The following is an 18101-nucleotide window of genomic DNA, read 5'->3' as shown; positions in this document are numbered from 1 at the left end:
GCTCCTAGTGTTCGATGATCCTGTCAATAGTATCATCTGATCGGAGCGTTAAAATTTCAACACCATTTTCAGTCACTAACAGTGTATGTTCCCACTGTGCAGACAGTGAACGGTCTTTTGTTACGACAGTCCAGTTGTCTTTTAGTAGCTTACATTGGCGTTTACCAGCATTAACCATAGGCTCGATTGTTAAGCACATACCTGCTTTTAATACTTCGCCAGTACCTGCTTTACCATAGTGCATTACTTGTGGCTCTTCGTGGAACTCAGCACCAATGCCGTGACCACAATATTCACGAACGATTGAATAGCTAAAGCCCTCTGCGTATTTTTGAATTGCAGCACCAATATCACCTAAGCGTACGCCTGGTTTTACCATTTTAATCGCAAGGTAAAGGCTTTCTTGTGTGATATCAGCAAGACGCTTGCCTTGAATGTTAGGCGTACCAACGTGGAACATCTTCGATGTATCACCGTGATAGCCATCTTTGATCACAGTTACGTCGATATTTACGCTATCGCCTTCTTTAAGTGGTTTGTCATTTGGAATACCGTGACAAATTACATGGTTCACTGAGGTGCAAATTGATTTTGGGAAACCGTGATAATTAAGCGGTGCTGGAATAGCATCTTGAACATTAACAATATAATCATGACAAATTGTATTTAGTTCATCTGTGGTTACACCTGGCACCACATGCGGTTCTATCATTTCTAGTACCTCGGCGGCTAAGCGCCCGGCAACACGCATTTTTTCGATTTCTTCAGGGGTCTTGATCACAGCACTCATTGAGGCTCCAAAGTTGTTTTTCAGGTCAGTTTTTAGTGCACAAATTTTGCACTAGACGTTGAGTTTTCAATTTTAATATGGTATAAAGCGCGCCGTCTTTTTACAAATAAATTCTTAACTGATTTTTTGTATTTAAGGCAAACACAATTTTATTTTAACACACACACGTATCGTCACATACACTTGGGTGCACTTAAGTTACAAATTAACTACGGTGTTGGTGCTATGGGATATGTGGAGGCCTAACCCTAAATTATAGAGGATTATACAAATGGCAAACGTTTCAATGCGCGATATGCTTCAAGCTGGTGTTCACTTTGGTCACCAGGCACGTTACTGGAACCCTAAGATGAAGCCTTTCATCTTCGGCGCTCGTAACCGTGTTCATATCATCAACCTAGAGCAAACTGTACCAATGTTCAACGAAGCACTTAAGTTCTTATCGAACGCAGCTTCTAACAAAGGTAAAGTACTTTTCGTTGGTACTAAGCGCGCAGCAAGCGAAGCAGTTAAAGAAGCAGCGATCCAAAGCGAGCAGTTCTACGTAAACCACCGTTGGTTAGGTGGTATGTTGACTAACTGGAAAACAGTTCGTCAATCAATCAAGCGTCTTAAAGACCTTGAAGCGCAAAGCCAAGACGGTACTTTCGAGAAATTAACTAAGAAAGAAGCGTTAATGCTTACTCGTGAAATGGAAAAGCTTGAAAAGAGCCTTGGTGGTATCAAAGACATGGGCGGTCTTCCTGACGCGCTTTTCGTTATCGATGCAGACCACGAGCACATCGCTATCCGTGAAGCTAACAACCTAGGTATTCCAGTTGTTGCTATCGTTGATACTAACTCTAACCCAGACGGTGTTGATTACATCGTACCTGGTAACGACGATGCGATCCGTGCTATCCAACTTTACACAGGCGCTGTATCAGCTGCGATCACTGAAGGTCGTGAGAACAACATCGTTGCTCAAGCTGAGAAAGACGACTTCGTAGAAGCTGAGTAATTAGCTGTCATCAAGTCTTCATCTATTTAAGGTGAAGACTTGTTATTCTTGTTAAGCGGCCTATACCGCTTCCCTATAACAGAATTCAATTGAGGATATTCTAATGGCTGTAACTGCTGCCCTAGTTAAAGAATTACGCGAGCGTACTGGCGCTGGCATGATGGATTGTAAAAAAGCGTTAACTGAAACTAACGGTGACATCGAGTTAGCGATCGAAAACATGCGTAAGAGCGGTGCTGCAAAGGCTGCTAAAAAAGCAGGTAACATCGCTGCTGAAGGTACAATCTTAATCAAAGAAGGTAACGGTTTCGCTGCACTTCTTGAAGTTAACTGTCAAACTGACTTCGTTGCTAAAGACGCTAACTTCCTTGGTTTCGCTAACCAAGTTCTTGACGCTGCTGCAGAAACTAAAGCAGACATCGAAGCACTTAAAGCACAATTCGAAGAAACTCGTGTTGCTCTAGTTGCTAAAATCGGTGAAAACATCAACGTTCGTCGCGTTGAGTACATCGACGGTGACAAGCTTTCTTCTTACCGCCACGGCGACCGTATCGGTGTTGTTGTAGTTGGTGAAGCTGACGAAGAAACACTTAAGCAAGTTGCTATGCACGTAGCTGCGTCTAAGCCTGAGTTCGTAAACCCAGAAGACGTACCAGCTGACGTTGTTGAAAAAGAAAAAGCAGTTCAAATCGATATCGCGATGAACGAAGGCAAGCCTGCTGAAATCGCTGAGAAAATGGTTATCGGTCGTATGAAGAAATTCACTGGTGAGATCTCTCTTACTGGTCAAGCTTTCATCATGGAACCTAAAAAATCAGTTGGCGAAATTCTTAAAGAGAAAGGCGCAACTGTTTCTAACTTCATCCGTTTAGAAGTTGGTGAAGGTATCGAGCGTAAAGAAGAAGACTTCGCTGCTGAAGTAGCTGCTCAAATCGCTGCTGCAAAAGGCGAGTAATTTTCTAACTTAGTGACGTAGGGCAATAAGATGAAATTAATCTGCTATTAGCTTTTGCGTCACTGATGAAAATTCTTTAAAATAACCGCGTTTTATGTGTAACCATAGCGCGGTTATTTTTTATCTCATTACTAAGGCTGGCCCAAATATTATGACTATCAATCGTAAACCTATTTTTAGACGTGTTCTTCTTAAACTTAGCGGTGAAGCATTAATGGGAGACGAAGGCTTCGGCATCGACCCAAAAGTACTTGACCGTATGGCTCAAGAAATTAAAGAACTTGTAGAGCTCGACGTAGAAGTAGGTTTAGTTATCGGTGGCGGTAACTTCTTGCGTGGTGGTTCATTAGCAGAAGCGGGTATGAACCGCGTAGTTGGCGACCATATGGGTATGCTTGCGACTGTAATGAATGGTTTAGCAATGCGTGATGCACTGCATCGTGCATTTGTAAATTGTCGTTTAATGTCTGCTATCCCACTGAACGGTGTGTGTGATGCTTACAACTGGGCAGAAGCTATCAGCCTATTAAAATCTGGCCGCGTTGTAATTTTCTCAGCGGGTACAGGTAACCCATTCTTCACGACTGACTCAGCAGCGTGTTTACGTGGTATTGAAATTGAAGCAGATACTGTAATCAAAGCGACTAAAGTGGATGGTGTTTACTCTGATGACCCAGTGAAAAACCCAGACGCTACACTATATCGCCACTTAAGCTACAATGAAATCATTGATAAAGAGCTTAAGGTTATGGATTTAGCTGCATTTACGCTGGCGCGTGACCACAACATGCCATTAAGCGTATTTAACATGAATAAATCAGGCGCGCTTAAGCGTGTTATTATGGGCGAAGATGAAGGAACGCTTATCTCTTCACAAGCCTCAGATGAAACTAGCAAATAGATTAGGATTGAACCGTGATTAACGATATCAAAAAAGATGCGTCAGAACGTATGCAAAAAAGTGTTGCGGCACTAGGCAGTCAATTATCTAAAATTCGCACAGGCCGTGCGCACCCAGCATTACTTGACGGTATTCAAGTGTCTTACTACGGTGCTGACACGCCATTAAACCAAGTTGCTAACGTAACAATTGAAGACTCTCGTACACTTGCAATTAGCGTATTTGATAAGTCACTAGCGCAAGCAGTAGAAAAAGCGATCATGGCTTCAGATTTAGGTTTAAACCCAATGTCTGCAGGTACTGTTATTCGTGTTCCACTTCCTCCACTTACAGAAGAGCGTCGTAAAGACCTTATCAAAATCGTACGTGGTGAAGTTGAAAGCGGCCGTGTTGCTGTACGTAACATCCGTCGTGACGCAAATGGCGACATTAAGAGCTTATTGAAAGAAAAAGACATTTCTGAAGATGAAGCACGTCAAGCAGAAGACGAGATCCAAAAGCTTACTGATAAGTTCATCAAAGAGATGGACGCTCAACTAGCTGCAAAAGAAGCTGAGTTAATGGAAATCTAATAACCGCTGTTTATCTTTCAGGCATTGATTCTGTAAGTAAACAGGCGTAACTAAATTTATTAGTTTTGAAACGCCGTCTAGGGTATACTAGACGGCGTTTTTTTATGGAATACTCGATATTTATGGTTCTTAACGCTGATAAAATTTCCCAGCAAAGTTTGCCTAAGCATGTCGCTATAATCATGGATGGCAACGGACGTTGGGCACAAGCGAAAAATCGCCCACGTGTTTATGGGCACAAAAAGGGCGTTGATGCGGTTCGTCAATCAGTGCAATTTTGTACTCGCTTAGGTATACAGTCGTTAACACTATTCGCATTTAGTAGCGAAAATTGGCGACGTCCAGAAGACGAAGTAAATACGCTCATGGAGCTATTTTTATTTGTACTGGGCAAAGAAGTTAAAAAACTTCATAAAAATAATGTAAAGCTAAACATAATTGGTGATTTATCACGCTTTTCAGAAGGTTTGCGCAATAAAGTTGATGCAGCCCATGAATTAACTCGTAATAATACGGGTTTACAGTTAAACGTGGCAGCTAATTATGGTGGACGTTGGGATATTACTAACGCCGCAACAACGCTTGCGAAAAAAGTCGCAGCCGGTGAAATGGCCGCAGAAGATATTACTGAAGAGCTAATGGCTGAACAAATGAGTATGGCCGACCAAGGTGAGCTTGATTTAATGATCCGCACCGGTGGAGATTTACGCATCAGTAACTTCCTTTTATGGCAAGCGGCTTATGCTGAGCTTTACTTTACCGATACGCTTTGGCCAGACTTCAATGAAGCTGCATTTGCTGACGCTATCGCATGTTACGTTGCCAGAGAGCGACGATTTGGTTGTACAGGCGAACAAATAAAACAATTACTCGCCGAGACCTAATTACTAGTTGAAGGTACACACATTGCTAAAACAACGAATTTTAACCTCGCTCGTGTTGGCACCACTTGCACTTATTTTGGTTTTTTATACCCCATTAACACTATTTAGTTATATCGCCGCCGGTATTGTTTTACTCGGTGCATGGGAGTGGTCTGCATTTATGGGCCTATGCGATAAAGTTAAACGTTTTGGATTTGTTGCAGCAACGGCTGCATTTTTGGCATTACTGAACTGGCATTGGCCCATTGAATCACTTTGGCAAAATGGTCAATTAGTGGGTGATGCAAACTACCTATTTACCTTGTCATTTGCATGGTGGATTGTGGCAACTTATTTAGTTTGGCGCTACCCAGCTATGGCAAAGGCTTGGAATGAAGGCATTGTAATGCGTGCCATTGCAGGCTTTTTAACGCTAGTGCCACTTTGGCTTGCACTAAATACACTACGTAGCGCAGGTTATGGCGAATCTACTCACTTTGGTTCAATGTTAATTTTAGTTGTACTTGGTATTGTGTGGAGCGCAGATATTGGTGCTTACTTTACTGGTAAGAACTTAGGTAAACGTAAACTAATGCCAAAGGTAAGTCCTAATAAAACAATTGAAGGTTTATTAGGTGGTGTAGTGGCTTCGGTTGTTTTTGTTTTAGCATTTTGCCATTTCACTAATGTTGATATGAGTGTTTGGCCAATCTATGCCGTGATGACTGCATTTATCGCGTTATTCTCAGCCGTAGGCGATTTACTCGAAAGTATGTTTAAACGTGAAGTTGGCTTGAAAGACAGCGGTTCATGTTTACCAGGTCATGGCGGTATTTTAGATCGTATCGATAGCTTAACCGCAGCTGCGCCAATCTTTGTACTTTGCTACGCATGGACACTGAGTTTATGAGCAAAGTAGAGCAACTTGTCGTACTGGGCGCAACTGGTTCAATCGGTTTAAGCACCTTAGATGTTGTTTCTAGAAACCCAGAGCGCTTTGCGGTTTTTGCTTTAGCGGCGGGTAAAAATGCCGAACAAATGGCTGAACTGTGTGTCGCACATCAGCCTAAGTTTGCTGTAATGGCTGATCAACAAGCCGCTAGTGCGCTATCAAATTTACTTGCAAATAGCTCGTGTAACACACATGTGCTAGCAGGTGTTGATGCGATGTGTGAGCTTGCTGCACATACCGATGTTGATGCAGTGATGTCGGCGATAGTAGGTGCAGCGGGTCTGTTACCGACTTTAAGTGCAGTTGAAGCAGGCAAAAAAGTGTTGCTAGCGAATAAAGAGTCGCTAGTTATGTCGGGTCAGTTGTTTATTGATAAAGTAAAACAACATGGCGCCACTTTACTGCCTATCGATAGCGAACATAATGCGATTTTCCAATGTATGCCAGCATCATTACAAAATGCATCTGGCCTACTTGCCGACAATGGCGTGAGCAAAATCTTGCTTACAGGTTCTGGTGGTCCTTTCTTAAAACGTGATTTATCGACACTACCATCAGTGACTGTTGCAGAAGCAGTGGCACATCCAAACTGGTCAATGGGACAAAAAATATCTGTCGACTCAGCGACTATGATGAATAAAGGCCTAGAGTTTATAGAAGCCAAGTGGCTGTTTAACTGCTGTGCCAGTGATATTGAAGTGGTGATCCACCCACAAAGTATTATTCACTCTATGGTGCAATATCAAGATGGCTCAGTGCTTGCGCAAATGGGCAATCCAGATATGCGCACACCAATTGCTCATGCTTTAGCTTTTCCTGAGCGTGTCGATGCGGGTGTAAAACCGCTCGATTTTTCACAAATGGCAGATTTTACTTTCACTAAACCAGATTATGCTCGTTACCCTAATTTAAAACTTGCCATTGATGCGTGTGAAATGGGGCAAGGTGCAACCACCACAGTAAATGCGGCGAATGAAATAGCGGTTGCAGCATTTCTAAATGGTCAAATCGGCTTTACAGATATTTATCGAATTAACGCTGAAACGCTTAATGCAACACAAAATATCAACGTGCAGACCCTCGATGAGATTTTAGCTTGCGACCAAGCTGCACGTGTAAAAGCGACTGAGTTTGTAAAAAGAGGCATCAACTAGCATGTTTGATTTTTTCTGGAATCTTGGCTCATTTATTCTTGCTCTGGGTATTTTAGTGACTGTGCATGAATATGGTCATTTCTGGGTTGCGCGAAAAGCCGGCGTGAAAGTGCTGCGTTTTTCAATTGGCTTTGGTAAGCCGTTGATCAAGTGGTACGACAAACAGCAAACCGAATATGTGATTGCAGCAATCCCACTAGGTGGTTATGTCAAAATGCTTGATGAGCGTGTTGACGAAGTCCCGCCAGAGCAGCGACATTTATCATTTAATGCTAAATCAGTAAAAGCACGTATTGCGATTGTGGCTGCTGGCCCGATGGCAAACTTTTTATTCGCTATTTTTGCCCTTGCTGTAATGTATATGGTCGGCGTTCAGTCATTAAAACCTGTGGTGGGTGAGGTGTCTCAAGGCAGCCGTGCCGCAGCTGCTAATATTCAGCCAAATCAGCAAATTATTAAAATTGGTGAAGACGATATCAATACTTGGCAAGATGCAACATTCTCGCTAATGAGCCGCTTAGGTGAGCAAAGTGTTGTGGTAACGCTTCGTGATCAGAATTATCAAAAGCATGTGCGTACTCTTAACTTAGATGGTTGGAAATTAGATCAACAAGACGTACCACCATTAACCTCGATTGGCATTGTGCCGTTTCGTCCTAAAGCACTTTTAGAAGTGGCAATGATCAGTAAAGGCTCGGCGGCAGAAGCTGCAGGCTTACAGATTAAAGACAAAATTCTTGCTGTAAATGGTGAAAATATCAGCAGTTGGACCCAGTTAGTTTCACTAATTCAGCAATCACCTAACAAATCCTTACAATTTAGTGTACAAAGGCAAGATAGTATAAAAGAGCTGTCAGTGACGCCACAAAGCAGAACCAATGATGCGGGCGTTGCTCAGGGCTTTTTAGGTGTGTCTCCAGTGGTTGAGCCATGGCCAGAAAACTATATTGAAACTAGACATTATGGCCCTGTCGATAGTATTGTGCTGGGCATACAAGAAACATGGCGTTTAATTACCCTTAGTTTTGACATGATTGGTAATTTAATTACCGGTCAGGTGTCGGTTAAAAATTTAAGTGGCCCGGTGGGCATTGCAGTTGGCGCGGGAACTAGCGTAAGCTATGGCTTGGTTGCATTTTTAAGCTTTTTAGCATTAATTAGTGTAAACCTTGGCGTATTTAACTTATTACCGCTGCCAGTGCTAGATGGTGGGCACTTAATGTATTACATAATTGAACTTTTTCGCAAAAAGCCGGTCTCTGAAAAGACGCAAGAATTTGGTTTTAAAGTGGGGGCCTTGCTGCTTCTGTTTTTAACATGTTTCGCTTTGTTCAATGATGTATCGCGTTTATAACAAGTAAGCGAAAAATTCCAATTTGAACACGATTGTAAAACACCGCAAAAGTTAAATTTATAAGGTGTTGAGCGGTAATACAGTTGTAAAGGATAAAGATAACAAAATGGCTATAAAAAAACATTTGGCAGTTTCAAGTTTATTAGGTGCTAGCTTTGCAGCCCTAGGCCAAAACTCCTTTATTGTAGATGATTTAAAAGTTGAAGGTTTACAGCGTGTTGCACTGGGTGCAGCGTTAACGCATATTCCGATCAACGTGGGCGATAATATTGATGAGTACACAATTTCTAGAACCATAAAGGCTCTCTATCGTTCAGGTCACTTTGACAATATTAAAGCATTACGTGATGGCAACAGTGTTATCTTCCGAGTGACTGAGCGCCCAACGATCAGCATGATCGAATTTGATGGCAATAAAGACATCAAAGATGAGCAACTTAATGAGTCGCTAGACCAGCAAGATATCCGTACTGGTGAGCCGCTTGATAAAACAGTCCTTGATAACATTGAAAAAGGCTTAGTTGAATTCTTCCACAGTATTGGTAAATACAATGCAAAAGTGGATGTAAGCATTACTAAGTTACCGCGTAACCGTGTAAAACTTTTATTCACATTTGATGAAGGTGACGCAGCGTCAATTCGTCAAATCAACTTGGTTGGTAACGAGCTTTTCTCAGATGAAGAGCTTCTTAAGTTAGCCGAGTCTCAACAAGATTTGCCTTGGTGGCAGTTCATGTCGAGCGACCGTTATCAAAAGCAAACTATCGAAGGCGATTTAGAGAAAATCCGCAGTTACTACCTAGACCGTGGTTACCTACGTTTTAATATCGATTCGACACAAGTATCAGTTAGCCCTGAGCGTGATTCTGTTTATGTAACAGCAAATATCACCGAAGGTGTTAAATACAAAGTTAAAGGCTTTGACTTTATTGGTGACTTGTTAGGCCGTGAAGAGCTTATTAAGAGTGTTATCCCGCTAAAAACTGGCGAGCTTTATAACGGCTCTGTGGTGACATCATCAGAAGAGTTTATCAAAAGCTACTTAGCACGTTTTGGTTATGCCAATGCTGAAGTACGTACCATCCCTGAGATTGATGACGAAAACAAAGAAGTTCAATTAACGCTTTCTGTTAATCCGGGCAAACGTGTTTATGTTCGTCGTATCATTGTGGGCGGTAACCAAAATACTTCTGATGAAGTGGTTCGTCGTGAAATGACACAGCTTGAAGGTGCATGGTTATCAAACCAAAGCCTTGAGCGCTCTAAACTGCAAATCCAGCGTTTACCTTACATGGAAAGCGTTGATTTTAATGTTGTACCAGTACCAGGTGTAGATGACCAAGTTGATGTAGATTTTACTGTGAAAGAACAATCTGCAGGTAGCTTTAACGCAGGCCTTGCTTATGGTTCTTACTTGGGTCTGCAATTTAACATTGGTGTGAGTGAATCAAACTTCTTAGGTACCGGTAACCAAATTGGTTTCAACATCAATACTTCACGTGGTTCCGAGCGTATTAGTGTGTCATACACTGACCCTTACTTTACGCCAGACGGTGTATCGCAAGGTAGTAGTATCTTCTACAGTAACTATGATGCAAGTAAATTCAGCCTAATCGACTATAAATCGAAGAGTTATGGTATTGGTACAAACATTGGTTTCCCAATCGATGCTGTAAACCGTATTAACTTTGGTGTTCGTTGGGTGCAAGAAGAGCTGTCTGATATTGCAGAATACGAGCAAACACGTGTTATTCGTGAAACATTCTTAGACCCTGAAAATCCAGACGCAGGCTTTGACTTTACTAAGTACGAGTTAAGTGCAGGTTGGTCACGTGTAACTGTTAACCGTGGTTTATTCCCAACAGCAGGTTCGCGCCAATCTCTTAACTTAACTGCGACAACGCCAAACTCTGATTTACAGTACTTTAAGCTAAATTATGACTCGCGTTTCTACTGGCCAATCAGTAATGACCACCGCTGGGTGTTCTCAACGCGTGCGGCACTTGGTTACGGTAATGGTTACGGTACAACCAATGGTTATGACCAAACACTGCCGTTCCAAGAGTTCTTCAGAATTACTGAAATGGAACTACGTGGCTTTGACCGTAATACGATCTTACCACGTGCTGTATCACGTTTTCCGCAAAGCATTCCTGGTACACCGTTACCTGATGGTACGACAACAGGTAGCATTGGTGGTGCATCAGAATTTGACCAATTACAAACAGCAGGCCGAATTGGTGGTAATGCCAAAGCGGTAGCAGGGATGGAGCTTATTGTTCCAACACCTTTCTTAGATGAAGAAAACACCAGCTCTGTACGTACTAGCTTCTTCGTAGATGCTGCAAATGTATGGGATACAGAGTTTAATATTGACCGTTATCAAAACCTTTCAACAGATGAACGTGCAAAATTGGATGATTACTCAGATCCAATGCGCTTTAGGGTTTCAACCGGTCTTTCTCTACAATGGATCTCTCCTATGGGTCCAATGCTGATCAGTTTTGCGTATCCATTGCAAAAAGAAGAAGATGACGATACGAAGACCATCAGCTTTAACATTAGTAATACATTCTAAAGGAGTTTTTTCGTGAATAAATCAATTAAATCAACAGCTTTTGCACTACTTGCTACTTTATCTATGGGTCTATCTACTAACGCATTCGCGCACAAAGTAGGTATCGTTGATATGCAAGAAATCTACAAGCAAATCCCACAAATGGCGAAAGTAGAGCAAACTTTAGAAGCTGAATTCTCAGAGCGTCGTCAAGAACTAGAAAAACTTCAAGGTGATATCCGTTTTGAAGCTGAAAAGTTCAAGCGTGAAGCAACAACGATGAGCGACAAGCAAAAAGAAGAATTACGTACTAAGATCCAAGGTATGCAGCAGCAACTTGCTGAAAAAGGTCGTCCTTTAGAGCAAGAAATCAAAATGCGTCAAAACCAAGAACTAGCTAAAGTTCAAAAGTTAATCTTAGATGCAATCGAAGAAGTAGCGAAAGCTGGCAAATTCGATGAAGTTAAAGTTAAAGAAACAACGATTTATGTTAACCCTAAAACTGTCGATGACTTATCAAGCAAAGTTGTTGAAAAAGTAAGTAAGCAATAGAAATCATATATGCAAAACTACACGCTTTCGCAGATAGCGGATCTTCTGGGCGCTGACCTTCAAGGTGACGGCGCCACAGAGATTAAAAAAATATCTACACTTGCAAATGCCCAACATGGGCATATTGCATTTTTAGCGAACAAGAAATATCGCTCGCAATTAGAAGATACTCAAGCAAGTGCGGTGATTTTATCACCAGCAGATGCTGAGTACTTTTCGGGTAATAAGCTCATTGTTGCTAATCCTTATGTTTGTTACGCCAAACTTGCTCAGCTAATGGATACCACACCGCGCTCAGCAGTGACCGGTATTCACCCAAGTGCAGTCATTCACGATTCAGCCTCTATTGGCGATAATGTCGCGATCGCCGCCAATGTGGTGATCGAAGCGGGTGCTGTAATTGCAAACGATGTGCAGATTGGCCCAGGCTGTTTTATTGGTGAGCACGCAAAAATTGGCCAAGGCACTAAGCTTTGGGCAAATGTAAGCGTTTACCATGAAGTAGAGATTGGCAGCGACTGTTTATTCCAAGCGAATACGGTAGTGGGCAGTGATGGTTTTGGTTACGCTAACGAGCGTGGCGAATGGGTGAAAATACCGCAACTTGGCCGAGTAATCATCGGTGATAAGGTTGAGGTAGGCGCGTCTACTACGATTGACCGTGGTGCGCTAGACGATACTATCATCCATAGTAATGTAATTATCGATAATCAATGTCAAATAGCGCATAATGTCGAGATTGGTTCGGGTACAGCGGTTGCTGGTTGTACGGTATTTGCTGGCAGCACAGTGATCGGTAGGAATTGTCAGATTGGCGGTATGGTTGCAATTAATGGTCACATTAGCGTATGCGATGGTGCTATAATCACCGGCATGAGTATGGTGACTAAGGCAATCACAGAACCTGGAATTTATTCTTCAGGCTTGCCACATCTAACCAACAAAGAATGGCGACGTAGTATTGCCCATATCCGTAACCTTGGCGATATGAAAGACCGCATTAAAGCACTTGAGTCACTGACTAAGTCACTCAATATTGAAGACAAATAAGGATGCTATTTTGGCAAATGAATTAAATAGTCTTGATATCCAGGATATCTTGAGTTTACTTCCGCATCGTTACCCGATGCTACTTGTTGACCGTGTACTTGATTACACGCCAGGCGAGTCGTTACATGCTATTAAAAATGTAACAGTGAACGAACCTATTTTTACGGGTCATTTTCCTAATCAACCTATCTTTCCAGGTGTGTTGATTTTAGAAGCAATGGCTCAAGCAACTGGCTTACTTGGTTTTAAGACAGTTGAAAATCGTAGCGATAACGAACTATATTTATTCGCAGCGATCGACAATGCGCGATTCAAACAGCCGGTATTACCTGGCGATACTATGCATTTGCATGTAGAGTTTGTAAAAGAGCGCCGCAATATATGGAAATTTGCAGCAGAAGCAAAAGTTGACGGCAAAGTAGTGTGTACTGCCGAAATCATGTGTGCGAGAAGAGAGTTTTAATAGTGATCCATCCTACGGCGATAATCGAACCAGGTGCAAAACTTGGAAATAACGTATCAGTTGGCCCTTACAGCTATATCGGTAACGATGTAACTATTGGTGATAACTGTATCATCGAATCTCATGTGGTTGTAAAAGGCCCATCGACGATTGGTTCTGGTAACCATATTTTCCAATTTGCTTCGGTCGGTGAAGCTTGCCAAGACAAAAAGTATGCGAATGAGCCAACGACTTTGATCATTGGTGACAACAACGTGATCCGTGAGTGTGCGACAATTCACCGTGGTACGATTCAAGACCAAGGTGTAACAAAAATTGGTAGCAACAACTTATTTATGGCTTACACACACGTTGCACATGATGCAGTTGTGGGCGATAACGTTATTTTTGCTAACAATGCCTCTGTTGCTGGCCACGTACACGTAGGTGACTGGGTGATCCTTGCAGGTAATTCAGGTGTTCACCAGTTCTGTAAAATTGGTTCACATGCCTTTGTAGGTATGTACTCAGGCGTTAATAAAGATGTACCGCCATTTGTAACTACTATTGGTACACCGGCAGGCCCTGTAGCAATCAATACTGAAGGCATGAAACGCCGTGGCTTTGAAAGCGATGAAATCATGGCAACACGCCGAGCATATAAAACGCTTTATCGTAAGAGCTTAGGTGTTGAAGAAGCAATCGCTGAGCTAAGTGAAGATGCTGCGAAGTACCCAGCTGTTCAGCTGATGATAGACTTCGTGAAAAGCTCTGAGCGCGGAATTATTCGCTAATCATAAGCGAACTTCTATAAAAGCCACCGTAAGGTGGCTTTTTTGTTTTTATACTCATTCGCTTAATTAGGTAACTTGATATAGTTCAGGTTTTGCTAAGTCAGTGCTTGCTATCTTCACGGCAAAAAAGGATCTACTAATATGAACAAACTCATCATTTTTGCATTATTAAGCTTAATTATAACTGGTTGTAGTAGTGTGCCTTCGGTATCTAAAGGAGCAATAGAAAAAGGCAAAGCCAGTTATTACGCTGATAAATATCATGGCCGAACGACAGCAAGTGGTGAGGTGTTTAATCAACGGGCATTGAGCGCGGCTCATCAAACGCTTGGTTTTGGAAGCAGAGTAAAAGTTACTAATCTTAGTAATAATAAAAGCGTGATTGTTACTATTAATGACCGCGGCCCATTTATCCGCGGTCGTATTATCGACTTATCAAAAAAGGCGTTTTCACAAATTGCCTCAGTCAAGCAAGGTGTGATTGACGTCACCGTTGAGCAGCTCGATTAAAAACGGGTAATAAGCTCTATGTAGTCGGCTTCATTCGCCACTAATTCAGCATGACTCGCAAAGGCTCTTACTTGTCCTTGCTCTAACCAAATAACCTTATCAACACGACTTAGCATTGCAGGGTCATGGGTAATGGTCAGCATAGTTTTATTTGCCCATACTTTCTCAAGTGTAGTCAGCAAGTTTTGCTTAGTGTGATTATCTAAGCTCTCTGTTGGTTCATCAAGAATGATTAAATTACCTTGCCTTAATAGAGCTTGGGCAATAGCAATACGACGTGACTGACCATGAGAAAGCTTTCTGCCTGCGGTTCCTAAACGAGTGTTTAGCCCATCTTTTAAGTTACTAAGCCAAGAGCCAAGTTCAGCTTGTTCACAGGCCTCAATAAGCCTCTCATCTGTCGCATCAAAAGCTGCATAGCGAAGGTTTTCACGTAGCGTGCCATCAAAAATATGATGCTGCTGGGCAACTATCGTTAGCTGCTTAAAGCGTGTTGCAGTGCTCAAGCTTTCAAGTTCAAAGCTATCTTGTTTGGTGGTGAGCTTTAATGAGCCTGATTGCAGCGGCCAAAGGCCCGTGAGTAAGTTAACTAGGGTGGTTTTGCCACTACCACTGGCACCGACTAGGGCAACTTTACTGCCGGGTGTAATCGCAAAATTGATATTGCTAAGGGCTTTACTTTCTGCCCCCAAGTATTGGGAATTGACCTCGCTTAGCTCAAGACCAAGCCCTGATTTGTCAGCTAATTGGTTTGCTAGCTGATCATCTAGGTTGTTTGGCTTTTCGGCTAAGCTGCTGTGTTTATCTTCAAGATCAAACAGTCGCTTTGCGGCACTTAAAGTAAGCGGCAATTCAATAAATGCCGTAGGCAGGGTGAGCACGGTTTCAAAGCTTGCTAACACAAATAACGCGAGCATCGCCAGTTCAACGTTTTTCATAGTCCCCATTGCAACCAGTGGAATTATCATAAATACACTGGCCAGCATGGTAAGTTGAATCACCAAAGTGCTTAAACCATTACTATTTGCCACGGCTTTGTGGCGATTATAGAGCTGGTTGTTGTATTGTTTACTGAGTGAGTCACAATGCGCTAATTGCGCCGCCTGTGCTTGATAGACAGCAAGCTCTCTGGCACCTGATAGTGTATCGGCAAGTTCAGCTCTTAACTCGGCTGAAAGTTGGGTTTCGGTATCTGCTTGTTGATGAAGCTTATGGCTTAACAATGCGGGAAGCAGCACGCCAATAATCATCAGTGAAGTAAAGCAAACTAATGCAACCTCAGCGTTATACATGGCCATGAAGGCCATTACTATAGGAATGCTGATCAAGGCGACAATAATCGGCAGCAGCACATTGAGGTAGAATTTATCCAGCGCATCTACATCATTCTGTAGGCGGTTAAATAAATCGCTACTACGACTCATTGCTAAGTCAACGTTGTTCAGTTGGCTCAGAGTCTTGAACATGTTTACGCGAATTTCGCTCAGCAATAAAAAGGTAGCATTATGAGTTATCATCCGCTCACCGTAACGAGACGCTGTGCGCACGATAGCTAAAAAGCGGATCACTCCAGCTGGGGTAAAGTAATTCATCTGCACACCAGCAATGCCCGCCGCTGCCATGGCTGCTAAAAACCACCCAGATATAGCGAGCAAGCCCACATTAGCGAGTACCGTTAAGCTTGCTAAAAAAGCCCCTAAAAGCAACATGCCAGTATGAGGTTTGCACAGTTTTAATAGACGTATAAAGTTATGCATGGGTGTCACCTTGGCTCACAAGTTTAGCAAATAGGCCTGCTTGCTCAGTCAGTTGCTGGTACTGACCAGATTCAACAATGTGACCTTGTTGCATAACGTAAATATTATCGGCGTGTTTTACCGTATTCAGTCGGTGAGCAATAACCAGTACTAAATGGTCTTTTGCATAATCGCGGATTGCTTGATTGATTAAATGCTCTGTTTGGCTGTCTAAGTGAGCGGTAGGCTCATCTAGCATCAGCACAGGGGCATTCTTCAAAAATGCACGGGCAAGGGCTATGCGCTGTTTTTGCCCTCCAGAGAGGCCTTCTCCTTGTTCACCGAGCAAGGTATCAAAGCCATCAGGTAGTGCAGTAATAAACTCAAGTGCTCCAGCTTTACTTGCTGCTTCATCGAGCTCTGCTTGGCTTGCATCGGGTTTAGCTAAACGCAGGTTGTCTGCAACGGTTCGATAAAATAACGTGGCTTGCTGTGGGATCCATGCCAGCTGTGCTTGCCAATCAGCTAATGCAGTATCACTCAGTGGTTGCTCGTTAATGCTAATGGCACTATTGGCCTGATGATGAAAACCCAATAGGCAATCAAACAAGGTACTTTTACCCGAACCACTTTCACCCACAAAGGCAATTAAGCCTGAGCTTGGTAAGCTTAAGTTGATATCAGTTACCCCTTCGTTTGTTTCAGGGTAGTGAAAGGTAAGCGCACTCAGCTGTATATCTTTTATCGGTAACTCAAGCTTAGATGACCCGACATGTTTATCAGCGTCGCTTTGATTGATTATGTCGACCATATCAGCAGCAGCGCTGATCCCTTCAAGTTTTGCATGATAGTGAGTACCCATTTGTCTAAGTGGTAAGTAAAACTCAGGGGCCAGTAGTAACACCACAAATCCAGTGGCAAAATCGAGCGTACCAAAAAATAATCTAAAGCCAATGATCACAGCAACAAGGGCCACACTAATGGTGGCTAAAAACTCAAGGGCGAAAGACGATAAAAAGGCGACTTTCAATACACCCATGGTTGCTCCACGGTAATCATCAGAAATCTGACTGATGCTATTAAGCTCACGCTTGGTTGCATTGAAGAGCTTGAGTTGAGTCAGTCCATGTAATCGGTCAAAAAAGTAATTACCAAGTACCGCGAGTTGTTGCCAACGTTCTTGGTTTAACTGCTCCGCTTTATGGCCCACTAAAATCATAAAAAAGGGGATCAGCGGGGCTGTTAAAAGGAATATGAGGCCTGCTTTGTAATCGGTTGGAAAAATCACCACCAATATCGCTAATGGAATAAGCGCACTGTAAGCCACACTCGGAATGTAGTTTGCGTAATATTGATGCAGTGCTTCCACCCCATTATGTAAGGTGTTAAGTGTTGCGCCGTGACCTTTTTGTTCACTGTAGGCTGGCCCAAGTTTGTTGAGCTTTTCTAGCAGTGTATTACGCATCACGTTTTTTATTTTTAATGCGGCGAGGTTACTCACCCGTTCACTTAGCGTAACCAACAAAGCACGAACTAAAATTAGCCCAGCCAGCGGCCATAATAATGGGCTTACGGCTTGCAAGTTTGCTTGTTCAAACATGACTTGATGAGCCGCGTTTGCAAGAAGATAACAAGAGGCAATCATTAATAGGGCGTTGAGTGTGCCCAAACTAATGCTTAATTTAAGAAGCCCTGAAGCGGACTGGCTATACTGCTTTAAAAAAGCGCGCAGCGTTTGCTGCTGCGCGCGATTTGGTCGGGGTTTAGTTGTCATCGGTGTTTTTGAGTCTCGCGTACAGCTCTAGCTCATCATCAGCAATCGAATCTTTATGTTGGTGAAATTCGTACCACATTACGTTGATCACCCCAAGTGTACAGGCTAATAGAACACCTAAAATCCAGGCAAAATACCACATATT

At 42.6% G+C, this 18101-nt stretch carries 18 protein-coding genes; 14 read left to right on the top strand and 4 right to left on the bottom strand.

Annotated features, from left to right (window positions below; genetic code table 11):
- Positions 1-4: 4 nt before the first annotated feature.
- The gene (map, locus tag AADY36_RS11315; RefSeq protein ID WP_228482666.1) at positions 5-814 is read right to left on the bottom strand and encodes a type I methionyl aminopeptidase; all 810 of its coding nucleotides are present in this window, start codon (positions 812-814) and stop codon (positions 5-7) included.
- 247 nt (positions 815-1061) lie between these two features.
- Here map and rpsB point away from each other — a divergent pair, with 247 nt between their 5' ends.
- The 14 genes from rpsB to AADY36_RS11245 all read left to right on the top strand — a co-directional run bounded on the left by rpsB (position 1062) and on the right by AADY36_RS11245 (position 14446).
- Entirely contained in the window at positions 1062-1790 is a 729-nt protein-coding gene (gene rpsB / locus AADY36_RS11310) for a 30S ribosomal protein S2 (protein ID WP_054562046.1), read from the top strand.
- A gap of 103 nt (positions 1791-1893) precedes the next feature.
- Positions 1894-2745, top strand: a complete 852-nt coding sequence (gene tsf, locus AADY36_RS11305; protein ID WP_054562045.1) for a translation elongation factor Ts — start codon at positions 1894-1896, stop codon at positions 2743-2745.
- Positions 2746-2896: 151 nt separating this feature from the next.
- Entirely contained in the window at positions 2897-3646 is a 750-nt protein-coding gene (gene pyrH, locus AADY36_RS11300; RefSeq protein ID WP_054553317.1) for a UMP kinase, read from the top strand.
- A gap of 14 nt (positions 3647-3660) precedes the next feature.
- Complete coding sequence (frr, locus tag AADY36_RS11295; protein WP_054553121.1) at positions 3661-4218, top strand: ribosome recycling factor; 558 nt, start codon at positions 3661-3663, stop codon at positions 4216-4218.
- A 104-nt stretch (positions 4219-4322) separates the two neighbouring features.
- Positions 4323-5102 carry an isoprenyl transferase gene (locus AADY36_RS11290; protein WP_054553120.1) on the top strand — a complete coding sequence of 260 codons (780 nt, stop codon included), beginning with the start codon at positions 4323-4325 and terminating at the stop codon, positions 5100-5102.
- A gap of 22 nt (positions 5103-5124) precedes the next feature.
- Complete coding sequence (locus AADY36_RS11285; protein WP_054553119.1) at positions 5125-5991, top strand: phosphatidate cytidylyltransferase; 867 nt, start codon at positions 5125-5127, stop codon at positions 5989-5991.
- Positions 5988-7187 carry a 1-deoxy-D-xylulose-5-phosphate reductoisomerase gene (gene ispC / locus AADY36_RS11280; protein WP_272982828.1) on the top strand — a complete coding sequence of 400 codons (1200 nt, stop codon included), beginning with the start codon at positions 5988-5990 and terminating at the stop codon, positions 7185-7187. The genes AADY36_RS11285 and ispC overlap by 4 nt, the downstream gene beginning before the upstream one ends.
- 1 nt (position 7188) lies before the next feature.
- On the top strand, positions 7189-8541 hold the full coding sequence (rseP, locus tag AADY36_RS11275) for a sigma E protease regulator RseP (RefSeq protein WP_054562043.1): 1353 nt from the start codon (positions 7189-7191) through the stop codon (positions 8539-8541).
- Between the two features lie 106 nt (positions 8542-8647).
- A complete protein-coding gene (bamA, locus tag AADY36_RS11270) occupies positions 8648-11119 on the top strand; it encodes an outer membrane protein assembly factor BamA (RefSeq protein ID WP_054562042.1) in 2472 nt (823 codons plus the stop codon).
- A 12-nt stretch (positions 11120-11131) separates the two neighbouring features.
- Entirely contained in the window at positions 11132-11650 is a 519-nt protein-coding gene (locus AADY36_RS11265; protein WP_054553115.1) for an OmpH family outer membrane protein, read from the top strand.
- Between the two features lie 9 nt (positions 11651-11659).
- Complete coding sequence (gene lpxD, locus AADY36_RS11260; RefSeq protein ID WP_054562041.1) at positions 11660-12700, top strand: UDP-3-O-(3-hydroxymyristoyl)glucosamine N-acyltransferase; 1041 nt, start codon at positions 11660-11662, stop codon at positions 12698-12700.
- Positions 12701-12710: 10 nt separating this feature from the next.
- Positions 12711-13163: a 3-hydroxyacyl-ACP dehydratase FabZ gene (fabZ, locus tag AADY36_RS11255; protein ID WP_054562040.1), complete on the top strand. Its 453-nt coding sequence runs from the start codon at positions 12711-12713 to the stop codon at positions 13161-13163.
- Between the two features lie 2 nt (positions 13164-13165).
- A complete protein-coding gene (gene lpxA / locus AADY36_RS11250; protein ID WP_054553112.1) occupies positions 13166-13936 on the top strand; it encodes an acyl-ACP--UDP-N-acetylglucosamine O-acyltransferase in 771 nt (256 codons plus the stop codon).
- Positions 13937-14077: 141 nt separating this feature from the next.
- Entirely contained in the window at positions 14078-14446 is a 369-nt protein-coding gene (locus AADY36_RS11245) for a septal ring lytic transglycosylase RlpA family protein (protein ID WP_285221686.1), read from the top strand.
- Here the strand turns inward: AADY36_RS11245 and cydC are convergent.
- Genes cydC through cydX form a run of 3 tightly spaced genes read right to left on the bottom strand, consistent with a single transcriptional unit; the run spans position 14443 to position 18098 of the window.
- A complete protein-coding gene (gene cydC / locus AADY36_RS11240) occupies positions 14443-16203 on the bottom strand; it encodes a thiol reductant ABC exporter subunit CydC (protein WP_342408992.1) in 1761 nt (586 codons plus the stop codon). The two genes, AADY36_RS11245 and cydC, sit on opposite strands and share 4 nt — an antisense overlap.
- The gene (cydD, locus tag AADY36_RS11235; RefSeq protein ID WP_342408991.1) at positions 16196-17956 is read right to left on the bottom strand and encodes a thiol reductant ABC exporter subunit CydD; all 1761 of its coding nucleotides are present in this window, start codon (positions 17954-17956) and stop codon (positions 16196-16198) included. The genes cydC and cydD overlap by 8 nt, the downstream gene beginning before the upstream one ends.
- A complete protein-coding gene (gene cydX / locus AADY36_RS11230) occupies positions 17946-18098 on the bottom strand; it encodes a cytochrome bd-I oxidase subunit CydX (RefSeq protein ID WP_054553108.1) in 153 nt (50 codons plus the stop codon). Before cydX ends, cydD begins: the two co-directional genes overlap by 11 nt.
- Between the last annotated feature and the right edge of the window lie 3 nt (positions 18099-18101).

Source organism: Pseudoalteromonas sp. D15MCD-2, assembly GCF_038562745.1.
GTDB lineage: Bacteria > Pseudomonadota > Gammaproteobacteria > Enterobacterales > Alteromonadaceae > Pseudoalteromonas.
Note: the sequence above shows the minus strand (reverse complement) of the source record. Positions and strands in the feature narration are given on the sequence as shown.